We start from the raw sequence: 24,353 nt of genomic DNA on the forward strand, positions 1-24,353 counted from the left end.
AGAGATATTTACACCATTTCCAGTCCCGGTCCCATTTGCCCATAACGATCCACTCCATACTGAAAAGGACGTACAGATATCTCCCCATACCCTGCTGCAGAATTAGTCTCATCTATGCAATTTTCTGTAAAACAGTGGCGGGCACAGGCGTTCCCTGCTAGATTAAGAACCACGGCATAAATTGTCGGACTATTCTAAACAAAGGAAAGGGCTGGTTGGGTTGTTTAAGGGGAAATTTCTATCCAACGTAACGGCAGGTGCACTGGCAGCAGTACTCCTCGCGGGAGGAAGCGGAGCATATGCCAACGGAACGGGCAATGGTCCGGGGGAAATGAAGGAATACTTAGTCGGGTTTGAACCGGGAGCCGCTGCAAATGGAGGAGCAGCTCAGCTCGTCACCGGTCTCGGCGGTGATGTGGAGCATGAATTTGAATTCGCCGACATCATGCACGTGACACTCCCGGAGCAGGCACTGCAGGGCATACAGAATAACCCGAACGTGGCGTTCATCGAGGAAAACTACGAAGCCGAAGCTTACGGTCAGACTGTACCGTACGGAATTGAAAATATCGGTGCCGTTGACGTACAGCAGAATGACGGAAACACCGGAGACGGCGTAAGCGTCGCCGTTCTTGATACGGGCATTCAGCCCCATGAAGACTTAAACGTTCTCGGAGGGGCAAGCTTTATCTCAGGCGAAACGACGTGGGAGGACTTCAACGGCCATGGGACACACGTAGCCGGTACGGTGGCAGCTCTGGATAACGACCTCGGCGTACTCGGTGTGAGCCCCGATGTGGACCTGTACGCTGTAAAAGTTCTTGACGCCAATGGCGGCGGGTCCCACGCTTCCATCGCCCAGGGAATCGAATGGGCCGTACAGAACGATATGGATATCGTCAACATGAGCCTCGGCTCAAGCACAGGTTCCACAACGCTCCGCCAGGCTGTGGATTATGCCCACAGTGAAGGCGTGACACTCGTTGCTGCTGCAGGGAACTCAGGTTCGTTCCTCTGGCTTAACACGATCGGCTACCCGGCAAAATACGATAACGTCATTGCAGTCGGGGCTGTCGATGAAAACAATAACCGCGCTTCTTTCTCCAGCGTCGGTAATGAGCTTGACGTGATGGCGCCGGGCGTTGGAACGCACAGCACATACCTGGACAACAGCTACGCTTCCCTCAGCGGGACAAGCATGGCCTCACCTCACGTAGCAGGAGCTGCTGCCCTTCTGCTTGCCCATAACCCGTCTCTCTCAAACGAAGGGATCCGCAGTGCGCTTAACAGCACAGCCATTCCTCTCGGCAGCCACTTCTACTACGGAAACGGCGTCATCGACGTCCGCGCCGCAGTGGATGCGCAGTAATAATAAATCCCGTCCTCAGACTGCTGCGGACGGGATTTTTCTGTTCACTATTCAAATGCCGATAGCCGCCACAATCGTAATCATCCAGTATCAGCTTATTCCACATCAAAGGTACAGAGTCCCTCCACCTCTGTACCTTTTTCTGATTCTCCCACCTGAAAATCGATTGACAAAAATAAACGAACGCATTATGGTTATATACATAACTATATAACCATATAGCACTTGTGCAGACAAAGGCGGTGAAATGACAGGTGAGCAAAGCCTTCCACGATAAGAAACCAATATTTCTTCAGATCAGAGACCGGATTGCTGACCAGATTGTAAACGGTCAGCTTCAGGAGCATGATCAGATTCCCTCAACGAACCAGCTCGTTCACTTTTACAAAGTGAACCACATAACCGTTTCAAAAGGCATTACGCTGCTCGTGGACGACGGCATCCTTTACAAGAAAAGAGGGGTCGGAATGTTTGTTGAAGAGGGGGCAAAAGAGACACTCATGAAGCAGAGAAAGGAAGCATTTGCAGAGGAATATCTCCTGCCGATGATGCAGGAGGCGGAGAAACTCCAGCTTTCCGAAGAGGAAATTAACAGGCTTATGAAAGATCTGAAAGGACGTGACAATCGTTGAACATAAAAGCAGACCGTATATCGGTAACCTATAAAAACACCACAGCACTCCATGACCTGTCTTTTACACTGGAACCAGGAAAAACCTACGGCCTTGTCGGCAGAAACGGCGCGGGAAAAACCACCCTTCTCTCACTCCTCGCCTCTTTCAGGAAAACTGACTCGGGCCGTCTGGAAATAGACGGGGAAAACCCATTTGAAAACGCCCGTCTTATGTCTGAGATTGCATTCATCTACGAAACTGACTACAGCGATGAACACGAGCCGGTGAGCAGCTACTTCGATTTTACCGCCAGGTACCGAAAGAACTTTGACCGTGCCTACGCAGAAAAGCTGGCCAAAAAATTCTCCCTCGGACTTGATCAGCCTGTTCATAAACTGTCCAAGGGAATGCAGTCAGCTCTGAATGTCATTATCGGCCTTGCAGGACGCACTGAAATTACGATTTTCGATGAAGCATACAGCGGAATGGACGCACCCGCAAGAGAAATATTCTACAGGGAAATTATAAATGAAAAGGAGAAGCACCCGCGCACCATGATCCTCTCCACTCATCTCGTATCGGAGATGGATTATCTGTTTGACGAGGTGATCATTATTCACAAAGGGCAGCTTCTGCTTCAGAAAACCGCTGACGAGCTGAATGAACAAGGGTTAACCGTTACTGGAAATATTGAGGATGTGGACCGTTTCACCGAAGGGCTGTCTGTACTAGGCAGCGAAACTCTTGGTGGTACAAAACGGGCAAAAATCTACGGTTCACTCAGTCAGGATCACCTGGAACAGGCCGCTGCTTCCGGGCTGGAAATCGGCACTTTGCCCCTGCAGGATTTATTTATTTCATTAACAGAGGAGGAACACGGTCATGAAGACAGCTGACTGGAAAAAAACCGGTGTTGACCTGTTCGCCATTCAGGGGAAATGGACACTCTGGTTTCTTCCCATCGTATTTGCAGTGTACACAGGTCTGAACATCTTTTCACCGGCTGAGGAACTGGGGGAAATAAGCTTTCTTACCTTTGTCCGGACCCCTGCCAACATTTTCATGCTGATCTGCGGCATTATCATTGTCTTTGCGTTCCTGACACACTTCGTGAAATACGGGGTCACACGCAAAAATTATTTTATCGGGACTGTTATTTCAGCAGCCGGCCTCTCTCTCACGATCATGACTGTCAGTATGATCCTGACAGGCGGCTCAGTCGCCCTGCAGCAGGTTATCCCCCTGTATACGCAGGTAACACCAGAACCCTTTCTGAATACTGGTTCTCAATGGATCCTTCCGGCGCTTGCATCCTTTTTAAGCATGCTTCTCTACTACATGGCCGGCTGGGGAATTGCAATCGGCTTCTACCGCTATGGCGGGTGGGGCGGTGCTTTTGCTATTATCTCTGCGGTTTTTCTGATGGCGATAAGCGATATATTATGGGCAAGGGAATTTCCAATACCGCTTCCTGGCGTACCGGCAGTGGACTTTTCCATCGTCCCTGTCCCGTTCCTGTTCCTGATCCTGATGATGATTATCTCAGGAACCATCTGGCTGCTCTATCTCATCACAAGAACCACTCCGATTAAGGTGGAATAATAATTGGGCAGCAGTAGTGGGGGGATAACCCTCGGTTGCTCCCGCACACATTTAAAGATCCCGACCGCAGACTGCTGCGGCCGGGATTTTTTCCTATTCCCTATTCAATTTTGCCTCCCACGATCGGAAGCGTCACTTTACTACGCGTCGGCAGTACCGAAAGTTCCGTCCCTGCCTCCGGACGAATCGTATAATCATAATCACTCGCTATCAGCACAATCCCGATCCGGCTGCCTTCCTCAAACACATAATCGTGCGGCTGCATGTCCCATTCAAACGTATAGTCCCGCTCCGGCGTAATACTGATGGAGCGTTCCTCGCCTTTTATATTCTGAGGATCCATCCAGCCTCTCGTTATAATATCCGCATCCCCGTTTTCATCGTATTCCACAAGAAGTGCGGTCAGGTTGGCCACCGGCCGGTCAATATTGAGACGAATGCTCACTTCAGGCGTCCCGCTCATGTGAACAGGAGAAGTAAGCTCGTCTGTGAGATACACTAAACGATTCTCATGATCTTCCCCGGGACCGGCTACAAGGTCATCCGCTACCGTCTGAGGATCATCAATCAGGCTCTGACGATCGTGCGGGCGGTTTGGCACAGGACTGGTATGAATCGTACCTGTTCCTTCCGTTTCGCCTTTAAGCCACAGTGTAGTCTCTTCTACATCTGCATGAGGCCAGGCTTCCTGCTGCACCCAGTCCCGGTTTTCCCGCTGGATGTTTACTGTCTCCTCATCCATGATCCCGTTTTCAATGCCGTACAGCCAGTAGTCAAACCAGCGGTGACGCTCTTCGTTCCAGAGGGATGCCGGCGGAGCACCGTGCCCTCCCTGGTGAAGCCAGAGCTTACGATCCACATCATGGTTTCCAAGCTCGTTCCACCACTGGGCAAACTGCTTCGTCTTCACGTTCCAGTCATTCAGGCCATGAGCGAGAAGTACGCTGGCTTCAATATCCTTTACACCGTCAAGATAATTACGCTCATCCCAGAAGTCGTTGTAATCCCCGGTGACCCGGTCCTCGTCCTCCACCATCTGCTCGAGGACAGGTTCACAGATCTCACTGTCGGAGCGCGTAGTTACCAGCCCGGCCAGAACGCTGGCATCCTCACCCTGCCAGCCTCCAGGGGCCACAACGGCGCCATTGGCTCTGAAGTAATCATACCAGCTGCTGATCGCCACGATCGGCACGATCGTTTTCAAACCTTCAACCCCTGTCGTTGCCACACCGTTAGGCAGCGTTCCGTTGTAGGAAGCACCGATCATGCCCACGTTTCCTGTCGTCCAGTCTGCTGCGACTTCGTTTCCATCAGCATCAAAAGCTCTGGCACTTCCATTCAGCCAGTCGATCACTGCCTTTGTGCCCATGATTTCATAGTCATCCCCAGTTGTCGCGCATCCAGTGGATTTCCCGCTTCCGATACTTTCACCTAACACCACTGCATACCCGCGCGGCACAAAGTAGTTTCCAAGAGCACCGAGGTTCTGAGGCTCTGCGTGCGGTCCCCTGCCTCCCCGGTTCCCCGGATGAGGCACGGGATTTAAATCCACGTCCACATCAAAAAACGGGTACGACCAGTCAAGACCTGCCCGGTATGGGCTCATTTCATAAATGACCGGTACCTCGACGCCCTCTTCCGTATCCGGTCTCATCACCTGGACTGAAACCAGGTCCAGTTCCCCGCTTCCATCGCTGTCCACTTCCGTCTCAACCCAGAGCTCTTCGATGATAGCATCCTCCGTCTCATAAATCGGACTTGTTTTGCCATCCTCCAGTTCTATGTACGTGGAAGATAACTCTGATTCGGGAATGGTTCCATTAAGAGGAATCTCCCCATCTGCCTGAACCTCCCCCTGGTACCCGAACACAGAAGTAAGCAGCAGCCCGGACAATGCCAGTGCAGTCATGCGTTTTCCGTTCATTTTCCAGCCTCCTTTGGTTTATAAGAAAGGAAGTCCGACGAAGCTCCCGGACTTTTTTCTTTTTCAGGCAAAAGAGTACCAGAAAAATAGCGAGAAAATTGTCACTTTTCCGCAGTAAAACGCTTTTATTTCAAATTACGGAATATTACCTACCCGAAATACCTTACTCCCACTTCTAAACTCATACGATCATATCTGAACATATAGTTCCATACGCCCGGATCGTAACAGCCTCCCAAAACACGTGAAAAGGCACAGATCAGTCTGTGCCTCCAGTTAAATCTATTATTTTACCAGCTTCGGTCTTAAAACCGCCCGGTTGGCGTGGAACTTCATAATAAGACCGAACATGGCCAGCGTAAACGGAACAAGTGCAGTAAAACTCTGAACGAGAACCGCCGCAAGAAAGCTTACGGAGGTAAGGCCGATGATCATGAGATCTGAACCGCGGAGCCGTTTAGCTGCATCGTGCTTCACCCAGCCTCTCATAAACAGGATGGTATACAGACCAAAAATCAGTGTCAGAAAGAGCAGCAGGATCCCTGATAAACCCATCCAATCCCTCCAGCATGGTTAGTTAGTGTTAACATACTACCCGCCTGGACAGAGATTCATGCCACTCAGTCAGCATTTTTTAAACTCAGAATAAAAACAGCAGCACACACATAACGATAAATCCCCTTGCAAGCCACTTTCTTCTCTTTTTGCCCGGATCCTCTTCCTCGATCGGCTCATCCTCTGTCTGGTCAGGTTCCTCCTGGACAGGTGCGACCAGTTCGCGTGCCTCAGCTGCCCGCTCCCTGTCTGCAAAAATATCCACACCGAAACTGGTCTCCCCCATATAGACGCTCAGGTAACCACCAGCTTCACGGTATTCCTTGAATGCCCGGATGCCGTTTGATTCAAGAAGTTCTGTAAGCATCGTTGCCTCCATTTCACTGGAAGCCGTGGTAAGATGGATGGTTTCAACGAACTCCGTCTCCCTGAATTCCGGTTCAGAGACGTCCTGCTCGATCAGATCAGTGCCGCAATCGCTGCAGGTCTGCTTTTTATTCACATATTCTTCTCCACAATCAGGACAGTATTTCACAGGTATCCCCCCTGATTTTATATACGGAATTGCAGACCGAAAGTTTCAGCGTTAATTCATAGAGAAGGAGATACGAAGACAGGCAAGGCTTACCTGCTGATCAGTTCTCACCGCCGATGCCGTGACGCTTCACGACCTCCCCGTTCCGGTCATAGGCCGTTATAATTGAGTTGTACAGGTGCTCACCGTCACCTGTGTAAATGAGCCACATCCGGTCATTTCCATGGCCGGGAATCATCGCACGGTAGGTCCTCCCCAGATTACTCGTAACATCAATCCTCACAATGTCGGGATCATAAACATATCCATAAATAAGATCCGTGAAGCCCTCTTCAAACGAACGGTGAAGACCGACATACTGCACGTCCATCTGCTTCATATGAGACTCGCCTACAAGCGGCTGCACACTGCCCCCTTTATGCTCCCAGCCGAACAACCCCCGCTCGAACCTTTTTTCTCCGAAGTACCGCTCCCGCTCCAGTCCATACTGGTAAAATACAACAGCTTCATGGTCGCTGAGCATTTCCAGATGGGAAATCTTTATAAAAGGGTGATCGAGACTTTCCATATGGCTTTCAACCGCTTCTTCAACTTTCTGCGGGGAGAGAGCCAGCAGAAACAGAACAGCCAGGGCCGCGAGACATGCCACCAGCATGGCATAACCGCTTGTTCTGTTTTTCATCAGTAGAAATTCAGCCACCGGCGCTCCCTCCTTCAATAAATGGTAAAAATTACTTTTTTACTTCTATAAAATTACCATATTTTTGGGCTTCTGGCTACATGATCCCGGTACTTAAATAGAAACTCCACACTTTACCCTGTCCCTTCACCTAAACAGAATACCTCGTCTTACATACACTGCTAGTAAAGCGACAAGGAGGTGTTTACCATGAGTCACGGAAACAACAACGTTTTTGCGTTCACTGTTGTCATCTTTGTTCTGCTTGTAATCGTAGGCTGTGCCTGCTACTACTAATCTCTGTAACAGAAACAGCTGCTCCTTTATTCAGGGGCAGCTGTTTTTTACATAAACTTTTCCAGCTTCACAAGTGGCAGACCATCATTTGTCCTCAATTGCTTCGACAAGCGAAAACCTGATTTCCCGTAAAAAGCCACCGCCGGATGATTTTCTGCCGCCGTGGAAACTTCCAGTCTTTTAACATCCTTCAGCTGACTTACATGGGCCAGAAGCCGTGTGGCGATGCGCCTTCGAAAAAAGTCAGGGTGTACCACAAGACGGTGAATGTCCATCGTCCGGTGAACCATCTTAAAACTGATTACACCGCAGACGACCTCGTTTTCCACGTGGCCAAAGAACGTTTCCCCGCATTCTTTCAAGACAGACGCCGAATCGGACAGGCCCGGTATACCGTCATAGCCAATCAGGTCAGCCTCAGCCTGATAAGCCGGCTTCTGGACAGCAATCACCGCTTCCGCATCAGAAAGAGAATTCATATCAAGTAGTCGGATCACCACTCCGCTCCTTTCTCCGCACTTTTCTGAAATTCCATGCGTTAATCAGAAAAAAGCCCGTAATCCAGACAATCCCCGCAGCGAAGAAATATTCAACCAGGTTTATATGGACGTGGCCGGTAAAATAGACAGGATCAAGCAGCATCAGGCGGCTCTCGGGAAGCCCCTCACCGTGATGGGTGAGAAACCGAAGGGGAAACCCCGTTCTGTGCTGCGATTCTGTTACTGTAAAAAACGGATAAACAAATATGGACAGGGCAGGCAGCAGGAGGCTGATCGCTGCAAGCCACTTTTTCTGTGCTGACGTCACCGAACTCCTCCTTTAGTCGATCTCTATTACTACCTTACCACCCTGATTACAGAATAATCACATATTTCTGCTTACCAGTTAGTTTTGCAATCTCTTAATCTCCTTTTAAAGGATACTTTTGCTTATACTCCTCGTAATCCAGCACCTCAACAGTATTTGACCAGTGCAGGACAGTTCCTGTGAAATCCCTGATACCAAGACCCGGCATTTCATATGTTTCAGCATTACTGGCTGTTCCTGTGGCATCCTCTATTAATGATAGTTACCTGCTACTGATCATACTTTCCCGATGCTGAATCCGTTAAACAGTCTCCCGCCGTGTTCCGCAAGCACGTCATCAGTAAAACAAACCGCCTGTTCTTTTTCCCCTGTCCGGTAATAGTGGTCAAACGCGCGGGTCAGCCGTTCTGCCAATGACGAATCAAACTGCTTAAGGGCACGGGCATGCCACTTCGAATCCCCGCACCAGGCACCGTTAGTCCGGAGAATGAACTCGCTCAGCTGGATCATAAGGGAGCCGGCAATGAACAGCCCCTCGTCTCTTCGTTCGGCCCCCTCAAAGTCCTCCAGAACATCGGTCAGAAAATACCGTTTCAGAGCGATCGTCTTCCTGCTCCACGGCTCCGGTCCCTTTTCCAGGAGATCCCTCGCTTCGGTCCGAATGGCCGCGAGCACCCCTGTATCACGGATCACCTTTCCTTCTGCCACCATCCGCGGCATGGACGGCCGCCCCCGCTCACAGTCGCTTGAGAAGAAGTGTCTGTACGACTCCAGATTGTGGACAAACACCTCAACCGGCCACTGTTCAAAAATGAAAGATTCCCGGTAGGACTGCAACGTCTCACTGTCAAAAACCACGATATCAAGATCGGATGTGGCAGTGGCTTCGCCGCGTACAACACTGCCTGAAAGAACGGCACCGTCACAGCCTGGAAAAAGTGAGTCTATCAGGTTCTGCGCTGTCTGATATGGTTCAGGTTTCATCGTCCCATCCCTCCTTCCCCGGGTTGCAGCTCGTAGCGGTGGGAGATTTTCTTTTGCCGATCCTCTCTATGAAACCCCCGTCTTTCATAAAAAGCAGCCGCTTCTTTTGTATCCGTATAGAGAACAAACGCGGTGAACTGTTTTCCACCGTCACTGATAATGCTGTTAAGCAGCAGCGATCCAAGCCCCTTATCCCTTAACACTTTCCTGATGTAAAAACGCCTGATTCTTCCGGTTTTATGATCTCTGCTGAACGGATCCCGGTTCAGCCCGCCTATCCCGTGAAGCTCACCGTCCCGGCTGAAAATGCCGTAAAGACCTTCCCCGGGCTCTTCAAAACGGTTCAAACCCCTAAAGTAATCATCCTGGAGGCGCTCGAGAAAACGGAAGCCTTCCGCCCGGCTTTCGTTAACCAGAGCGGTGAGATCGACTGTTTTTAAATCATCGATTTGCCTGACAAAGAACTCCGGTTCATTCTTCACAGCTGACAGCACCCTCTCTCAAAAATGTAGTCTTGTCTATCATTTTATAAACCTCTTACCTTTTTGTAAGGTGCAGTTTCTTTGTTGCCACTGCATCTGCGAAATGTTCATTATGATCCACAGCGATCATCGTTGGTTCGTACTCCCTGATCGATGCAATCAGCTGCTCTACAATAAACAGATCAAGATAATTGGTCACTTCATCCCAGATAAATAACTGATTCGAACCAAGGATTGCATGGGCCAGAAATACTTTTTTCTGTTCACCCTCACTCCAGTGCCTGCTTGTCTGATCCGAAAATCTGGAACGCTCCATCCCGAGCTGGCGCAGCAGATGGAGGTATTCTTCTTTTTCCCGGAAGGAAAGCCTCCCGAGCAGGGAGCCATAATCTTTTTCCCGCTGATTTTTCTGCTCAAGAACGGAGAGTTTTTCCGGCATCTGAACACGGTGTTCACCGGTTGTTTCAACTTCCTCTCTTCCAAGCAGAAAATTAATGAGGCTCGATTTTCCTGCCCCGTTTTTACCCGTGATAAAGAAACGGTCATTCGGATAAACATCTGCGTCAACCGGCTCAAACAGAGGCTTTCCGTTACGTAAAATCGAAAAGTTTCTGAGATACAGAATCTGATTGCGGGGCACCTGAACATTCATTTTTAATCTGTCTGCCTGTTCAATATTGCTGATCAGACTCCTTTTTTCCTCAATCTTTTCTTCTGTCCTTTTACGGATCGCTTTTGAGCGTTTCATCTGTTTGGCAGCGAGCCTACGTTCCGAAGCGTCCTTTGTACTGTTTTCCCGCTGAAGCCCCCAGGAGCCGACTCTTCCCGAAACGTCACTCAGCCGCTTAATTTCTTTACCGAGCTGGGAATTTGTTTCCCGGGAAAGATGATCGGCCCGGTCTTTTTCCCGTTTCCATTCATCAATGTTCCCTTTGATAAGATCCACACTTTCCCTGTTGATGGCCAGCACATGATCGACAAAGGAATTCAGAAAGCGCTGATCATGACTGACCACGATAAATCCTTGTTTGTTTTTCAGATACTGTCCAACCACATTCCGTCCATCCGCATCCAGATTATTCGTCGGCTCATCAATCAGTGAAAACGACTGTTCGTTGAGAAACAGTTCAATGAGCAGAAGTTTTGTCTGTTCACCGCCGCTCAGCTCCTGAAATCTCCTTTGTAAAATTTCCGGGGAAAGCTTCATGTATGACAGCTCCCGTTCCAGTTCCCACGGCTCTTTAGCCGGATTGTTTTTCAGGAGCATTTCCTCTGCCGTTATATTTTCAGATGGTTCCGGGTACGTGGGGAAATAGCTGAACCTAAGTGATGACCGGACGGAACCTTCATAAGGGAGCTGTTCGAGTAAAATCTTCAGGAAGCTCGTTTTCCCACGGCCATTCCGGCCGATCAGCGCCAGCTTCCAGTTTTCGTGAATACTGAGGTTCACATCTTCAAACAGCGGCTCCATCATGGAGTCGTACTGAAACGTCATATTGCTGATTAGAATATTTCCTGTAATTAGCCTCAGCTCCTCTTTTCAAATAGCCGGTTCTCTCACCGAAGCGCCTCCCACTCCCGCCGGAGCACCCCCATTTTGATGGCATCATACAGCTTTCCATCCACCTGCCTCGCCTCGCGGATGCGTGCTTCCTCTTTCATCCCGATCCGGGCGGCCAGTTTTATCATCCGCACGTTCCCTGACCAGGTGCTCATTCCGAGCCGGTGGATTCCAGTCGCCTCGAACAGATAGTCAATCCAGAGGCGGTAGGCCTCAGTTCCGAATCCCCCTTCCCAGAACGTCGGGTTGTAGATAACGATCCCGGTCTCCAGCCAGTTCGTGTTCCGATCCACCCAGTAACAGCCGACCGTGCCGATTACCTCCCCATCTGCCTTTACTATGAGCGTGTCCGGTACCCCGGGCTCAATCTCTCCCCACATGTCAAAAAAAGCCTCTCTGCTGATTTTTCCCTCTGGTATGTACGGCCCGTTCCACTTTTTTGCTTCCTGTTTCGGTTCTTCAAACTTCCAGTAGTAAATTTCCTTTATATCTTCTTTCGATGCCTTCACGAGCACCACTTTCGATCCTTTAATTTCTACCATACAGCCCCTCCTGTTCCGGCCTTGTAAACGTCCACTTCGCCACTTCATCGGCATACTTCGGCCATGCCTTCACAACAAGTGCCCCCACGTCGTCAAGCAGAGACTCAAGTTCTTTAACGCCAGCCTCAGGCGCTGCCGTCAGCACCTTATCCATCCGCTCGGCAGCACGCACCGGCTTCACCGTCATCTTCTCAAGCGACTTCCGCTGCCACTTCATCGCCGGATGATGAACGTACATCCGGTTCAGGGCAAACAGCATCTGCATTATTTTCTGCTGGACGTCCGTCACAACACTGTACAGCATAAGCCAGTCACCTCTTGCCGTTAGTGCCTCCCGGTTATGCCACCTGCTTCCGGGTTCAATGCACTGCCGAAGCACCGCGTTCTGAAGTTCGTCCGGATAGTCTGCGGCCATTCCATGCAGGCAAAGGAACAGATCATTCCCTGCTAGCGGTATTCCATCATTTACGGAAGCCACCAGGCACTGTTTTTCCGGACACGGATCTGCCTCCATCACTACATCACGAACGACCTTCTCCACCGTAACGGTGAGAAAACTGCTGATCTCGAACTTCACACCCCCAGCCGTATACGCCTCGGACCATTCTTCGTCCTCGTACGGGTAAAAGGACAGAAGTTCGCCTCCAAGCTCTTTCACAGCCAGAAGTCTGTCCCCATCAGACGGCTCCTCCCGCCAGAGAACGTTCAGTTCAATATCGGAAAACCGGTCGTCCCAGCCGCGGGCCACCGACCCTGCCAGAATGACCGCCTCCACTTTCGGATTCGCCTCATAGTAAGCGGCTGCCTCCGCCGCTTTCTGCTTAAGATTCATCGATACTCTCTCCTTCAGGTGAAAAAACAGGCAGCCTGCACCACGCCGGCTGCCTCAAAATGAAACACTGTTAATCTATTGCTATCCCTGCTGATCATCTATCCCGCGGGTGATTCCTGCTCCTTCTGAATACCCTGCTGGAGCTGATACATGTAATAGTACGTTCCTTCAAGCGTCATCAGCTCGTCGTGGTCGCCGCGCTCCAGGATCTCACCCTGGTTCAGAACGATAATCTGATCCGCCGCGCGGATCGTGGAAAGACGGTGGGCAATTACAAATGTCGTCCGCCCGTCTTTTACCACATCGAGCGCCTGCTGGATGACCGCTTCTGTCTCCGTATCGATGTTCGCCGTCGCTTCATCAAGAATCAGGATCGGCGGATCGAACACGAGGGCACGGGCAAAGGAAATGAGCTGGCGCTGCCCTGCAGAGAGGGTGCTTCCCTTCTCTTTCACCTCTTCGTCAATACCGCCCGGAAGCGCATCGATCATCTCGCCTGCCCCCACTTTTTCGAGAGCCTCCCGAATCTGTTCCCGGCTGATCCGCGGATCATCGAGACCCACATTGGAAGCGATCGTTCCGGTAAAGAGAAACGGATCCTGAAGCACGATCGCCATATGCTCCCGCACTGCCTGCTTTGACAGCGACTGAATGTCCGTTCCGTCAATGGTCACCGTTCCTTTCTGGTGATCATAGAACCGGAACAGGACGTTCATAATCGAACTCTTACCGGAGCCTGTATGGCCGACAAATGCCACCGTCTCCCCCTGATTCGCCTCAAAGGAGATGTTCTTCAGTACATAGTCCTCATCGGTGTAGGCAAACGACACCGAATCAAACTTCACATCCCCGCGGAACCTCGGCACCGATCCTGCCTCTACCTGCACACCGTCCTCATCCATGAGCTGGAATACCCGCTCTCCGGCGACCCTTGCTTCCTCAAGCTGAGCCAGCTGGTTGACAAGGTTGTTCACCGGCTCAAACAGACGGTTCAGATAATCCACGAACGCGTAGAGTACACCGAGGGAAAACACTGCTCCCACGCCCACTGACGCCCCGCCGAAATACCAGATGAGTCCCACGAAGGCAATGTTTCGGAACAGGTTCACCAGGTTAAACGAAGTCATGGCGTTCAGCGACAGCAGCTTGTTGTTGTACTTGTAGTGCTCGCTGTTGACTTCCTCAAACTCCCGGTTCACTTCTTTTTCCCGGCCGAACGCCTGAATGACAGGCATGCCCTGGATGTTCTCGTTGATTTTACCGTTGATCTCACTGAGACGCTCGCGGATCACGTGATTGTACTTCGCTGCAAATTTCCTGTACAGCATCGCCCACACCACGAGAATCGGCAGCAGCACGAGCGCTGCCGTTGCGAGACGAGGCTCGAGGATAAACAGGGCAATGTAAATCCCGATCAGGTAAATAACACTCGTAAAAAACGTGGCAAGCACCCGAACGTAGAGCTCCCGGATCGCTTCCGTATCGTTTGTGACACGGGAGAGAATTTTTCCTGCCGGATGTTTGTCAAAGTACTTTACCGGCAGCTGCTGCACTTTTCCAAACACATCGTTTCGCATCTTCTGGATGATCTCGTTCGCAGAACGCTGAAGCAGGAAACTCTGGTGGTAGTGAAGAAATGCCCCGAACGCCACAAGGAGGAAGTAGCCTCCCATGAGCATCACAAGGTACTTCACTTCCGGTCCGTAAAAGGTGAACGTTTCATCTGCCGTAAGCGGCACAGCGTCATAAACCGCCGATTCGTCCCCGCGGGTCACCGTCAGCGTGCTCCCGTCAAGCTCACGGGCTCCGTCGAAGGTGATCGGGTCCTCTAAAAAGATGAACGTAATCCCCACTTGCAGAAGCTGCGCTTCACCGATCTGCTCCGCTTCTCCTTCAAATCGGTCTCCCCGGATAAACGCCCGGTCATCGTAAACGACCTCGGCCGCAGCCGCGTCGTCCACTTCCACCCATTCCCGCTCGATACCGAGAATGTGGTTATCGATCATGTGCTTGGCGATAAACGGCCCGGTCAGTTCAGCGGCTGCCGCAATCGCCAGAAGCACGAGTGCGAAGATAATGGTTTTCTTAAAATCAAGTGCGTAACGGATGAGCCGGCGCGTCGGCGTATTCTTTCTGTTACTGTCTGTTATTTTCGTGTCCTTCATCGCGCAGGCACCTCCGATCTTTCTTCCATCTGCTGGGCCGCATACTGCTCGGCGTACCAGCCTCCTGTTTTTATCAGTTCATCATGAGTACCACGTTCACTGATGCCCCCGTGATCGAGCACGATAATCTGATCTGCGTGGCTTACAGCCGACATCCGGTGAGCGGAAATAAACGTCGTTTTCCCCCGCCGTTCGTTCCGGATGTTCGTAATAATTGATGCTTCCGTTTTCGCATCGACTGCGGACAGGGCATCATCGAGAATCAGGATCTCCGGATTTTTCAGGAGAGCCCGTGCAATGGACACCCGCTGCTTCTGGCCTCCTGACAGCGATACCCCTTTTTCCCCGACGAGAGTTTCCACGCCTTTAGGGAACGTCTTGATATCCTTAGTAATCGACGCCAGATCCAGCACGCGCTTAACCGCCGTTTCCTCTGCCTCCGGGCGGCCGAACAGCACGTTTTCCTTAAGCGTCTTGGAGAACAGGAACTGATCCTGGGGAACGTAACCGATCCAGCTTTTCAGTGCCTCAAGTTCGATCTCCTCTACCGGGATGCCGTTAACGGCAATCGTCCCTTTCCCCGGCGGGTACTCCCGAAGCAGCTGTTTAAGGAGCGTCGTTTTTCCGGCCCCCGTCTTTCCGACAATCCCCACCGTCTGCCCTTTCATAACCGACAGATCGATATTATCCAGTGCATAGGCTTCGGTGCTCGGGTACTGGAACCGGACACTCTGAAACGTAATCGTCTCCGGCCGCTCAAGCCGCCTTGGCTCCGGCTTGTTTTTCACGTCAGCCTCGTAGGCGAACGTTTCATTCAGCCTGTCAAGAGACGCGTTCCCCCGCTGCATGATGTTCATGAGCTCACCGAAGGCAAACATCGGCCAGATGAGCATTCCGAGGTATATGTTAAACGAGACGAGCTGACCGAGCGTAATTTCGTTACGGAACACAAGAAACGCACCGTAACCGAGCCCGATCATGTAACTCATGCCCACAAGGATCTTGATCGTCGGCTCAAACAGAGCATCGATCCGCGCAACCGAGATATTTTTTGCCAGCACATCGTCTGTGGATCTGCGGAAGCGCGACTGATCGTCTTTTTCCTTCACAAAAGCACGGACTACCCGCACGCCGGCAATCGATTCGAGTACCTGGTCGTTTAAATCACCAAACGAGTTCTGTGCTTTCGTAAACCGCTCGTGCAGCATTTTTCCGTACTTTTTCATGAGCCACGCCATGATCGGCAGAGGCAGAAACGCAGCAAGCGTCAGCTTCCAGCTCACGAGAAACCCCATCATGAACAGGATTATTACGAGAAACACGGTGGCATCCACAAGGGTCAAGACCCCGAACCCGGCAGTCTGGGAAATCGCCTTCAGATCGTTCGTCGCCCGGGCCATCAGATCCCCGCTTTTCTTTTTCTCATAAAAGGTCGGCGTCATCTTCATGAGGTGGCCCATGAACCGCGATCGGAGCGTCCGCTCGATGAGGAAGGCCCCGCCGAACAGCTGGCGCATCCAGACGTAAGTAATCACGTAAATCACGATCATGAGCACGACCATGAAGCCGATATACATAAACAGCCGATCCCGTGTCATGATCCCCTGATGAATATCATCGATCACCACACCGATCAGGCGCGGCGGGATCACCTCAAGAAGGCCGACAAAGATAAGCAGCCCAAGGGCAAGCGAATACCGCTTCCACTCAGCTTTAAAAAACCAGAATAATTTCCCTAACACAGTAAACATACATTCTCACATCCTATTAAGTTGTTCTTTCATACCGTTTACAAGTCCGCTATCCTCCACCTGGCTCCACAAGTTCCTCGTACCGGCGTCCGGTTTCCATCCATTTTTTCAATGCATTCATCAAAATCACTCCATTGGTAAGTATTTATGTGAAGGCCATTCCGGCCAAAACACCAAAAAAGCGCACGAGCTCCCTGCTCATGCGCTGCACGTCTCCCCGGGTATAAGGGGATGGTAAAAAAAGACGTAAAAAAGCGCAGTTCACAGGCGTAAAGCTGTGAACCGCGCTTGCGTTTAAAAGAAAATCCCGGTTTTAAAGAATACTAAACCAGTCCATTCCCTTTAACGAAAGTGGAGTCACAGCTGATAACGATGCTTTGTGATGACAGACGTACAGTGCTGTACTTGATCATGCTGTTCTCCTCCTTTCAAAGAATGGTTTATTTTACGCTTTCAATCGTAGCACTATTGCAAAAGTTTCGTCAACCAGTTTTTTCTAAACCCACCGTTTTACATATTGGCCCGGATCATTTTCCTGCGCAGCCGGAAATACGAGCGCCAGATTTTTATAATAAGCCATGAAAAAGTTAGCGTCGCAAAGGCAAAAGCACTCATCTGAAACAGCAGGCTTCTGTTCCCCCGCTCAAGTAAAGACGACGGATCGGTGAGCAGAACTTCCAGGTTCAGGCTTCCGAAAAACAGATACATGAGCACCATCGGCAGAAACAGCACGGTATACGTAAACGCCATTTTACGGACGGGATCGGTCTGCTCACGAGGGTCTGTAAAAAGCTCAGGCTTCTCTTCTCCCGGTCCGTATTCCTTTCGCCAGATAGCCAGCTTCATCATCGCCGACCTGGAGGCATACGCATTTTCCCATCCTGCTTCCCGGTGCAGCTCATCGTATGCCTCCCTGGACAGGTTCTGATAATCCACCTTCATACTCACCTGCCGGGGCTTATCCTTAATAAAGTGAAACCGCACACCCGGCCAGCTCACCCTGTGCAGGTGCCAGCCGGATGCCTCTTTCTTTTCCAGCCACTCTTCAATGAGGTCCGGTTTGTACATCCAGCCGATTTTTGTAACTGCTTTTCTCTCTCCCCGAACGATCCGCGGAACAGGCTGATCCGAAAGGGAAACCCCTCCCGTACCACTTTCCTCGAGAAGCCCCGCGTTTGTTTTCCTGATTTTCAGTAAGGAAAATACCGCACTCATGAGAAACGCGAGCCCCAGCCCGTAACCTGTATACGTAACCGCCCAGAACGGACTCGGTTCCCGCGTTACCTCTCCGCCGGCATCCAGTACAATGCCTGTAAGAAAAATAAAGTTCGCTGTACTTGCGATAATATAGAACATAAAAGCCCAGTACACATAGTAATGAATCCGGTTACGTCTTACGACCGGGTCCCGGACCACAGACGTGGCAGGTGCTTCCTCCCCTTTGTGTGCCAGGACAAACCACCGGCCTGAGGAAACCGTCATTTTCCAGCCGTCTTCCTTAAGTGTCCGCGGCAGAGCGTGAGGACGGATCTTTTCATATCCTATTTTGTACACTTTAGACGCCGGCCTGCCTTCCTCAAAAGTAAAAACCCGGCGTTTTCTGCTGAGGCCGGTAAAATGCCAGCCTTTCTCCGCCATCTTCCCGAGCCACTGTTCCGTTTTCTGGATATCGTAGCTCCAGTACGGTCTGAACTTTCTCATTCCTCTCCTCCTCCCCAGTACTTCTCAGCGTTCCGGTGCAGTTCAGCGATCCGATTTGTCTCTTCTGTCAGGAGCGCCCTGCCCGTTTCCGTCACTTCATACACCTTTTTCCGGTGCTCATCGGCAAACACGATGATGATCCCGTCTTTCTGCATCTTGGTGAGCGTCCCGTATACCGTTCCCGATCCGAGCACAATCCGCCCCCCGGAAATCATCTCCACGTGTTTAATTATTCCGTAACCGTGACGGGGCTCGGTAAGGGAAAGGAGGATATAAAAGGCCGTCTCGGTCATTGGCACATATTTTTTCAATACTTTTTCCAGTTTCAAACGGACGTTCCTCCCTACTATGTCGCACTGTGATATATTATACTCTGACTATATCACGACGTGACACACCAAACAAGAATTTTCTTCCAGAAAAACAGCCTTCCACCCAATTGTGGAAGGCAATATCCTATCATAACCTATTCCTATTAAGTTCTTTTCTGACATCATATTCGTAGATCCACCGATTGCCCCGTTCTCCGAAGAGAGGAAAAATCACCTTAAGCATCTGATCTCTGAACCATGCCCCAAATGGGCTCATTTCCCTTTTCCCGTCACCGCTTCTTCGGCCCTGTTCCACGATTTTTTCCACCCGTGGCCTCCGGTCATTTTCAAAGCGGGATAAAGCGAGGGAAAAATCATCGGAACAGCGGTCAAGAAGCATCGCCAGGTAAAAAGCGTCTTCCAGCGCAAGTGAAGCCCCCTGTCCTGAATTTGGACTCACAGCATGAGCCGCATCTCCAATCAGCACGGTCCTCCCGCTGTACCACCTTGGAAGTGAAACAATATCATGAACATTTCCTCTGATCAGTCCAGTTGTCTGTTCAATGATTGTCTCCACAGGCTTATGCCAGCCACTGCAAAGCTCCAGCAGCTCCTGTTTAACAGACTGCTGACTAAACCCGGTCATTTCCACTCGGCTGAGCGGCTCGTCTGATGTAATATTCACCCACCACATCAGTAAAGGATCCTCTTCATTGAATATTCCATAACCGAAAAAACCTTTTCGTCCGAATGTCATATTAAGATTCCTGCTTTGCAAGTCGAATTCCGGGACATTTCCAGCAGGCAGCCAGCCCGCAATCCATTGAAGTCCTGTAAAGTCAGGATCCGGACTATCAGGCAGCACAGCTCGTCTCGTTTTTGAATGAATACCGTCTGCACCGATCATAAAATCCCCTTCTGCACCTGTTCCATCTTCAAACTCTGCCCATACCGTTCCATCGGGTTTTGTCCCTGCATCGACCAGCTTTTTTTCGAACTGGATCTCAATTTTCTTTTCTTCCAGATGACGGAGCAGCACCTTGTGAAAGGCAGCTCTCGTAATGTTTACCGCCGGATGACCATATTCCTTTTGAACATTTCTGTTCATCCTGCCAAGCTGTTTGCCTTTCTGGTTTCGGAAATACATCTCACTGGCTATGGAACCACTCTCAATAACATCCTTCTCAATGCCAAGTTCGTGGAGCACTCTCATTCCATTCGGGGCCAGCTGCATGCCTCCGCCGGCTTCAACTCCCCCAGTACCCGCTTCAAATATAACCGTCTCCCAGCCTGCACGCTGTAAAAAAAGTGCAGCAGCAGCTCCTGCAATCCCGCCGCCGATAATCAGTACTTTTTTATTCATTTTATACACTCCCTAACAGTGTTAGTTTATAATCTAACACTGTTAGGTTACACTGATCATGTTATTATTGTCAATAACAGGAGGTGTATTTTAAATGGAAAAACAGCCCACGAGAACAGTAAGTAAGGAGCGTGTGATCAAAACGGCGCTGGTTCTTCTTCAGGAAGAGGGCTTTAAAAAACTCTCCATCCGTAAGCTTGCTGATAAGCTCGATATTAAAGGTTCATCCCTTTACTGGCACTTTAAAAACAAGTCTGAACTTCTCGAATGGATCAGTGATGAAATCTGCAGACAGATCCCTCTCCCCAATCCTGAAAACGACTGGGAAAAAGAACTGACTGCACTCGCCCTTCATTACCGTGACGTTCTGCTGGAGATACGTGATGCTGCCTATGTCATGGTCGAATCCATGCCTTCAACACCGAACCGGCTGAAACTCATCTCCACAGCCAGTGTTCTCTTTAAACAGGCCGGGCTGAAGGAAGAAGACATATTTTCATCTGCATGGATGTTTGATAACTACATAACTTCTTTTGTAATTGAGGAGTACCGGTACGAGAAAATGAAAGAATCGCCACCGGAACCCGGTACTGTGGAAGAAATGGACCTTCCCTTTGATTTCTCCATCCCTGACACGGAAAAAGAATTCCGTTTTGGTCTTGAAGTACTGATCGCAGGATTTAAAAGTAAAGCCGGCGAGGGAAAGTGACAGCCAGAGACACTCCTGCTTTCTGCATTAGATACTGCAATTCATTAAGCGCTGCGGGGGATTTCATAGTCTGGTCTCAGGAAGATCAGGCTTATGTCTGGTTTTATTTTCCTGTACCCGGGTACTGACGGGGTAAGGAGGGAGTGCGATGGGGAAGAAAATTGACATGAATACAAAGCAGCAGTATCTTTTCGGGGTTATTTTCGCCATCGTATTCGGAGGAATCATCCTCCTATTCACCCTGACTATGCCGAATCCCCTGATCGGCATAGTGACCGGTTATGCCGTCGCCACCGGGCTTGCCCTTTTATTCCGCTATACGATTTTCGAGCGGTATTTCAAAAAAACGGACGAGAACGAAATGACCAGGGCCGACCGGGATTTTAATATGTACAAAACACCCCTCATTATGGCGCCTCTCTTCGTTGGGATCCTCACTCCCCTCAATTACTGGGTCAATAATTTCAACAGCTGGTCAGAATCACTGCTTTACTCTGTCATTCTTCTTGTGTTCATCCTGCCTGCTATTCTCCTTATACACTACATCCGCATGCGCCGCAGAGGATACAGGCTGGATAAAGGCTACTTCGTGAAAAAAGAGGACACTCCCCGGTAACGGGTGTGCCCTCCTGCTGTCTGAAGCCGCTATTTTGCGGTTTTTATTGGCCGCAATTAATCCTCTAAACCGTAAAAGGCTCGGACAGAAGTGTTTTAATAGATGAAAATCCGAACAATCAATTCGTGTCGCAGGTAAATCGCTCCTGAAATATACGCCGCTTTCCGCGGGAAGCGGCTGAGCCTCCGCGTGCTTCGCTACTTAAGGGGTCTCACCTGCGCTTTTCCTCCCGCAGGAGTCGGCGAATATTTCATCCGCTTGTCAGCCTTTTTATTCGGATTCTCATCAAAACACTTTACTTCTTCTGTCCCAGCCACCTTACATTTATTTATCTGTACTTATTCTGATTTACTTGTCCTTAGCCTGAAACAGCGCTCCCGCCAGTCTGCCGGAACAGCCCCACCGCCCCAGCAGGTTATTTCACCGCCTCAAACGTCACCGTCTGATCCGCACGCTCCGGCGGCCTGCCGTACTCATAGTCCGCAGATACCACTACATCCTGGAACCCGATATTCTCCAGAATCATCCGGAATTCCTCAATCCCGTACCAGCGAAGTGGGAAGCGTTCCAGTTCCGATTCCACGAGCTTTCCCCCGCGCCAGCGCTCATATCGTCCATGGGAGACCGTCAGCTGATTTACGTGATCCACTTCCACAAGGGTATTTTCATGGGTAATTCTGTCACCGTTTTCGCAGTCCCATGTCCGCACACTCACACGTCCTTTTTCAAAATCTGTCTGCAGAAATACATCCAGAATGAGACGCCCGCCGTCAGCCAGGTGTCTGTAAAAGTTCTCAAGTGCGCGTATGGAATCCTTTCGATCACTGATGAGCAGAAACGTTCCCGTAGGTACAATCACCGCTTCGTATTTCCCGCTCCGCTCAAATGTGACCATATTATCCTGACGGAGCTCCGCTTTTACGCCGTGCTCCTCACAATTGTGCCGGGCAATGGCGAGCATCTCCCCGGAAAGGTCAAAACCTTCCACGTTGAACCCCTGCTTTACCAGAGGAACGAGAATCCGCCCCGTTCCGGTGGCCGGCTCCAGGACCTTGCCGCTCACGCCTTTCAGTCTTTCGCTGTAGTACTCAACATCGCCGAAGGAGTGTCCTGCCGGCTTGTCCATATCATAAACTTCTGCTGATAAACTGCTGTAATATCCGAGCATTTTTCTGCCTCCATTGTTACATCTGTTTCCGTTTGGAAAAAACCTTCCAAGGGTATGTTCCACATAAGCCGGTAATCAGGAGGTTTATCCCAATGGAATGGTTTTATGGTGTCATCGGTATACTTTTTGTCGTCGTTGTTGCATTCCGTGTCCGCCATCTGCTAAAAATCTCACGGAGAAAGGGGTAAGTGCGTTGAATCCTGCATTTCTATTTATCCTTGTCTATCCTGCGGTTTCTCTCGGGATCATCTTCGGTCTCAGTGCTGTTTTCGGATGGTCCCCCAACATCAGCACTTTCGTTCTTCCCGTGGCCCTCGTCATCACAGGCATTATCAAATTACTCCGGAGCTGACTGCTGTTTTTCCAGATTGAGATCCCAGATTCGCCCGAAGCGGTCTTTTACTTTCGCATACGTGGCACCCCAGAACGTATCCTGCAGCTCCATCAGCACTTCGCCGCCACCCCGAAGCCGGTCATAATAATGGTGAATTTCTTCCTCTGTTTCCATCTCCAGAACGAGAGCAACATGGTTACCGGTCGTCACCGGAGACCCTGGAAAAGCATCGGACACCATAAAATACAGCGGTCCTTTCCTGAACCTTGCATGGAGAATTCTGTCTTCCGCTTCCGGAGGGGTCGGAAAATCCGCTTCCCCGAATGTCTGCCGTTCCGTCACTTCCCCGTCAAACACCTGCTCATAAAACGCCAGCGCTTCTGCTGCTTGCCCGTCAAAGATAAAATACGGTACCGCCTGCTGTTTCATTTTCATCGCCTCCTGATTTTTCTGTTTTCATTATACCTCGTACCTCTGTAAGCTCCTACAGAAAATTGAAAAAAATCAGACTGGTACTGCCGCGCTTTTTAGGTATAGGCAATCTTTTCCGGGAATATGAATAGAGATCTTAAAAAAGCACCCGGAGGTGTAACCGAATGACGGTCATAAATGAAAAATACATTAAAACAGACGCTGGAGTTGAACTGTTTGTCCAGGAAGCCGGAAGCGGCGACCCGCTCGTTCTGATTCCCGGATTTACGTTTACAACAGAAGTGTTTGAAAAGCAAGTCGACTATTTCTCCAAAACGAACCGTGTCATTGTTTTAGATCCACGCAGTCATGGAAGATCCACTGTCGTTCTCCACGGGAATGATTATGTTACTCATGGAGCCGACCTCCATGCTGTACTAGAAGCACTGGAGGTTACCAATGCAGTAATCGCCGGCTGGTCATTTGGCTGTCTGACTGCCTGGGAGTATGTAAAGCAGTTTGGCTATGACAGGGTCAAATCAATGATTTTCGTCGACATGCCACCCAAATCGTTATCCGCAGACCCGCAGGACTGGTCTGAAGGTCCGCTGGACGATATTGCGGGCATTTACAACGCATTTTTACGTGACTCCAGCGGACAGAGAGACTTCATCTCCGGCTACATCACCCAGGTAATGGTACAGAGAAAGCTCGAAGAAAAGGATTTAACCTGGCTTGTCGAGCAGTCGTTAAAAACTCCTTATTATATTGCAGGAAACCTGTTTGCCTCAGGGATGTTTTCGGACTGCCGGGAGGAAGCGGAAAAAGCGGCCAGACAGGTGCCGACCCTTAACGTCGTGGCAGAGCACTGGGCCGAAACGGCAGTAAAGTATATAAACAGACTGACCCCTGAAGCGAAAGTGGAAATCCTGGGCGGCCATATGATGTTCTGGGAGCACAGTGAAAAATTTAATCGGATCGTAGAGCACTTTATAAAGGAGTCAGGCAAAAACTGAAGGCTGTCGCCCTGCGACAGCCTCT

26 protein-coding genes are annotated in these 24,353 nt (G+C 50.3%); 8 read left to right on the forward strand and 18 right to left on the reverse strand.

Features of this window, described 5'->3' with window-relative positions; all coding sequences use genetic code 11:
* Positions 1-220 precede the first annotated feature (220 nt).
* The 4 genes from FGB90_RS10315 (at position 221) to FGB90_RS10330 (ending at position 3,585) form a co-directional block, all read left to right on the forward strand.
* Positions 221-1,369, forward strand: a complete 1,149-nt coding sequence (locus tag FGB90_RS10315) for a S8 family peptidase (protein ID WP_246056140.1) — start codon at positions 221-223, stop codon at positions 1,367-1,369.
* Positions 1,370-1,623: 254 nt separating this feature from the next.
* Positions 1,624-2,001, forward strand: a complete 378-nt coding sequence (locus FGB90_RS10320) for a GntR family transcriptional regulator (protein ID WP_138810771.1) — start codon at positions 1,624-1,626, stop codon at positions 1,999-2,001.
* Positions 1,998-2,879, forward strand: a complete 882-nt coding sequence (locus tag FGB90_RS10325; protein WP_138810772.1) for an ABC transporter ATP-binding protein — start codon at positions 1,998-2,000, stop codon at positions 2,877-2,879. The genes FGB90_RS10320 and FGB90_RS10325 overlap by 4 nt, the downstream gene beginning before the upstream one ends.
* Positions 2,866-3,585, forward strand: a complete 720-nt coding sequence (locus tag FGB90_RS10330) for a hypothetical protein (RefSeq protein ID WP_138810773.1) — start codon at positions 2,866-2,868, stop codon at positions 3,583-3,585. The genes FGB90_RS10325 and FGB90_RS10330 overlap by 14 nt, the downstream gene beginning before the upstream one ends.
* 100 nt (positions 3,586-3,685) lie before the next feature.
* Here FGB90_RS10330 and FGB90_RS10335 read toward each other — a convergent pair whose 3' ends face one another.
* The 4 genes from FGB90_RS10335 to FGB90_RS10350 all read right to left on the reverse strand — a co-directional run bounded on the left by FGB90_RS10335 (position 3,686) and on the right by FGB90_RS10350 (position 7,299).
* Positions 3,686-5,509, reverse strand: a complete 1,824-nt coding sequence (locus FGB90_RS10335) for a Xaa-Pro dipeptidyl-peptidase (RefSeq protein WP_246056141.1) — start codon at positions 5,507-5,509, stop codon at positions 3,686-3,688.
* A 285-nt stretch (positions 5,510-5,794) separates the two neighbouring features.
* Complete coding sequence (locus tag FGB90_RS10340; RefSeq protein ID WP_138810774.1) at positions 5,795-6,064, reverse strand: hypothetical protein; 270 nt, start codon at positions 6,062-6,064, stop codon at positions 5,795-5,797.
* A gap of 85 nt (positions 6,065-6,149) precedes the next feature.
* Positions 6,150-6,566 carry a putative signal transducing protein gene (locus FGB90_RS10345; RefSeq protein ID WP_138810775.1) on the reverse strand — a complete coding sequence of 139 codons (417 nt, stop codon included), beginning with the start codon at positions 6,564-6,566 and terminating at the stop codon, positions 6,150-6,152.
* 133 nt (positions 6,567-6,699) lie between these two features.
* Positions 6,700-7,299, reverse strand: coding sequence for a hypothetical protein (locus FGB90_RS10350; RefSeq protein ID WP_138810776.1), 600 nt, complete (start codon positions 7,297-7,299; stop codon positions 6,700-6,702).
* Between the two features lie 189 nt (positions 7,300-7,488).
* Between FGB90_RS10350 and FGB90_RS10355 the strand changes: the two genes are divergently transcribed.
* Entirely contained in the window at positions 7,489-7,575 is an 87-nt protein-coding gene (locus FGB90_RS10355) for a YjcZ family sporulation protein (RefSeq protein WP_138811209.1), read from the forward strand.
* Positions 7,576-7,622: 47 nt separating this feature from the next.
* On the opposite strand, the gene FGB90_RS10360 is transcribed toward FGB90_RS10355, so the two are convergent.
* From FGB90_RS10360 to FGB90_RS10415, 12 genes are all read right to left on the reverse strand, one after another.
* Complete coding sequence (locus tag FGB90_RS10360; protein WP_138810777.1) at positions 7,623-8,072, reverse strand: GNAT family N-acetyltransferase; 450 nt, start codon at positions 8,070-8,072, stop codon at positions 7,623-7,625.
* Positions 8,056-8,382: a hypothetical protein gene (locus FGB90_RS10365; protein WP_138810778.1), complete on the reverse strand. Its 327-nt coding sequence runs from the start codon at positions 8,380-8,382 to the stop codon at positions 8,056-8,058. Before FGB90_RS10365 ends, FGB90_RS10360 begins: the two co-directional genes overlap by 17 nt.
* 276 nt (positions 8,383-8,658) lie before the next feature.
* Positions 8,659-9,366 (reverse strand): nucleotidyltransferase domain-containing protein, encoded by a 708-nt coding sequence (locus tag FGB90_RS10370; protein ID WP_138810779.1) that lies wholly within the window; start codon positions 9,364-9,366, stop codon positions 8,659-8,661.
* Positions 9,363-9,848, reverse strand: coding sequence for a GNAT family N-acetyltransferase (locus FGB90_RS10375; protein ID WP_171051783.1), 486 nt, complete (start codon positions 9,846-9,848; stop codon positions 9,363-9,365). Before FGB90_RS10375 ends, FGB90_RS10370 begins: the two co-directional genes overlap by 4 nt.
* Positions 9,849-9,903: 55 nt before the next feature.
* Positions 9,904-11,343: an ATP-binding cassette domain-containing protein gene (locus tag FGB90_RS10380; RefSeq protein WP_246056142.1), complete on the reverse strand. Its 1,440-nt coding sequence runs from the start codon at positions 11,341-11,343 to the stop codon at positions 9,904-9,906.
* Between the two features lie 62 nt (positions 11,344-11,405).
* The gene (locus FGB90_RS10385) at positions 11,406-11,951 is read right to left on the reverse strand and encodes a GNAT family N-acetyltransferase (protein ID WP_138810782.1); all 546 of its coding nucleotides are present in this window, start codon (positions 11,949-11,951) and stop codon (positions 11,406-11,408) included.
* Positions 11,938-12,783, reverse strand: a complete 846-nt coding sequence (locus FGB90_RS10390) for a DUF4037 domain-containing protein (RefSeq protein ID WP_138810783.1) — start codon at positions 12,781-12,783, stop codon at positions 11,938-11,940. Before FGB90_RS10390 ends, FGB90_RS10385 begins: the two co-directional genes overlap by 14 nt.
* 98 nt (positions 12,784-12,881) lie before the next feature.
* On the reverse strand, positions 12,882-14,948 hold the full coding sequence (locus FGB90_RS10395) for an ABC transporter ATP-binding protein (RefSeq protein WP_138810784.1): 2,067 nt from the start codon (positions 14,946-14,948) through the stop codon (positions 12,882-12,884).
* Positions 14,945-16,699, reverse strand: coding sequence for an ABC transporter ATP-binding protein (locus FGB90_RS10400; protein ID WP_138810785.1), 1,755 nt, complete (start codon positions 16,697-16,699; stop codon positions 14,945-14,947). Before FGB90_RS10400 ends, FGB90_RS10395 begins: the two co-directional genes overlap by 4 nt.
* 510 nt (positions 16,700-17,209) lie before the next feature.
* Positions 17,210-18,400: a DUF2812 domain-containing protein gene (locus FGB90_RS10405; protein WP_138810786.1), complete on the reverse strand. Its 1,191-nt coding sequence runs from the start codon at positions 18,398-18,400 to the stop codon at positions 17,210-17,212.
* The gene (locus FGB90_RS10410; protein ID WP_138811210.1) at positions 18,397-18,693 is read right to left on the reverse strand and encodes a PadR family transcriptional regulator; all 297 of its coding nucleotides are present in this window, start codon (positions 18,691-18,693) and stop codon (positions 18,397-18,399) included. The genes FGB90_RS10405 and FGB90_RS10410 overlap by 4 nt, the downstream gene beginning before the upstream one ends.
* 166 nt (positions 18,694-18,859) lie before the next feature.
* On the reverse strand, positions 18,860-20,074 hold the full coding sequence (locus FGB90_RS10415; protein ID WP_138810787.1) for an FAD-dependent oxidoreductase: 1,215 nt from the start codon (positions 20,072-20,074) through the stop codon (positions 18,860-18,862).
* A 94-nt stretch (positions 20,075-20,168) separates the two neighbouring features.
* Here FGB90_RS10415 and FGB90_RS10420 point away from each other — a divergent pair, with 94 nt between their 5' ends.
* Together FGB90_RS10420 and FGB90_RS10425 are read left to right on the forward strand one after the other, a co-directional pair.
* The gene (locus FGB90_RS10420) at positions 20,169-20,783 is read left to right on the forward strand and encodes a TetR/AcrR family transcriptional regulator C-terminal domain-containing protein (RefSeq protein WP_138810788.1); all 615 of its coding nucleotides are present in this window, start codon (positions 20,169-20,171) and stop codon (positions 20,781-20,783) included.
* Between the two features lie 148 nt (positions 20,784-20,931).
* The gene (locus FGB90_RS10425; protein ID WP_138810789.1) at positions 20,932-21,399 is read left to right on the forward strand and encodes a hypothetical protein; all 468 of its coding nucleotides are present in this window, start codon (positions 20,932-20,934) and stop codon (positions 21,397-21,399) included.
* Between the two features lie 415 nt (positions 21,400-21,814).
* Here the strand turns inward: FGB90_RS10425 and FGB90_RS10430 are convergent, their stop codons facing one another.
* Positions 21,815-22,567 (reverse strand): class I SAM-dependent methyltransferase, encoded by a 753-nt coding sequence (locus FGB90_RS10430; protein ID WP_138810790.1) that lies wholly within the window; start codon positions 22,565-22,567, stop codon positions 21,815-21,817.
* A 337-nt stretch (positions 22,568-22,904) separates the two neighbouring features.
* Positions 22,905-23,330 carry a VOC family protein gene (locus FGB90_RS10435; RefSeq protein WP_138810791.1) on the reverse strand — a complete coding sequence of 142 codons (426 nt, stop codon included), beginning with the start codon at positions 23,328-23,330 and terminating at the stop codon, positions 22,905-22,907.
* A gap of 167 nt (positions 23,331-23,497) precedes the next feature.
* Here FGB90_RS10435 and FGB90_RS10440 point away from each other — a divergent pair, with 167 nt between their 5' ends.
* On the forward strand, positions 23,498-24,328 hold the full coding sequence (locus tag FGB90_RS10440) for an alpha/beta fold hydrolase (RefSeq protein WP_138810792.1): 831 nt from the start codon (positions 23,498-23,500) through the stop codon (positions 24,326-24,328).
* The last annotated feature ends 25 nt before the right edge of the window (positions 24,329-24,353 follow it).

The organism is Alteribacter natronophilus (assembly GCF_006007885.1).
GTDB lineage: Bacteria > Bacillota > Bacilli > Bacillales > Salisediminibacteriaceae > Alteribacter > Alteribacter natronophilus.

Coding starts and splice junctions, on each gene's coding strand:
- FGB90_RS10405 (WP_138810786.1), bottom strand. CDS start 18,400: ATGAGAAAGTTCAGACCGTACTGGAGCTACGATATCCAGAAAACGGAA.
- FGB90_RS10355 (WP_138811209.1), top strand. CDS start 7,489: ATGAGTCACGGAAACAACAACGTTTTTGCGTTCACTGTTGTCATCTTT.
- FGB90_RS10430 (WP_138810790.1), bottom strand. CDS start 22,567: ATGCTCGGATATTACAGCAGTTTATCAGCAGAAGTTTATGATATGGAC.
- FGB90_RS10370 (WP_138810779.1), bottom strand. CDS start 9,366: ATGAAACCTGAACCATATCAGACAGCGCAGAACCTGATAGACTCACTT.
- FGB90_RS10330 (WP_138810773.1), top strand. CDS start 2,866: ATGAAGACAGCTGACTGGAAAAAAACCGGTGTTGACCTGTTCGCCATT.
- FGB90_RS10380 (WP_246056142.1), bottom strand. CDS start 11,343: ATGACGTTTCAGTACGACTCCATGATGGAGCCGCTGTTTGAAGATGTG.
- FGB90_RS10340 (WP_138810774.1), bottom strand. CDS start 6,064: ATGGGTTTATCAGGGATCCTGCTGCTCTTTCTGACACTGATTTTTGGT.
- FGB90_RS10400 (WP_138810785.1), bottom strand. CDS start 16,699: ATGTTTACTGTGTTAGGGAAATTATTCTGGTTTTTTAAAGCTGAGTGG.
- FGB90_RS10425 (WP_138810789.1), top strand. CDS start 20,932: ATGGGGAAGAAAATTGACATGAATACAAAGCAGCAGTATCTTTTCGGG.
- FGB90_RS10410 (WP_138811210.1), bottom strand. CDS start 18,693: ATGACCGAGACGGCCTTTTATATCCTCCTTTCCCTTACCGAGCCCCGT.
- FGB90_RS10390 (WP_138810783.1), bottom strand. CDS start 12,783: ATGAATCTTAAGCAGAAAGCGGCGGAGGCAGCCGCTTACTATGAGGCG.
- FGB90_RS10435 (WP_138810791.1), bottom strand. CDS start 23,330: ATGAAACAGCAGGCGGTACCGTATTTTATCTTTGACGGGCAAGCAGCA.
- FGB90_RS10440 (WP_138810792.1), top strand. CDS start 23,498: ATGACGGTCATAAATGAAAAATACATTAAAACAGACGCTGGAGTTGAA.
- FGB90_RS10335 (WP_246056141.1), bottom strand. CDS start 5,509: ATGAACGGAAAACGCATGACTGCACTGGCATTGTCCGGGCTGCTGCTT.
- FGB90_RS10385 (WP_138810782.1), bottom strand. CDS start 11,951: ATGGTAGAAATTAAAGGATCGAAAGTGGTGCTCGTGAAGGCATCGAAA.
- FGB90_RS10395 (WP_138810784.1), bottom strand. CDS start 14,948: ATGAAGGACACGAAAATAACAGACAGTAACAGAAAGAATACGCCGACG.
- FGB90_RS10415 (WP_138810787.1), bottom strand. CDS start 20,074: ATGAATAAAAAAGTACTGATTATCGGCGGCGGGATTGCAGGAGCTGCT.
- FGB90_RS10420 (WP_138810788.1), top strand. CDS start 20,169: ATGGAAAAACAGCCCACGAGAACAGTAAGTAAGGAGCGTGTGATCAAA.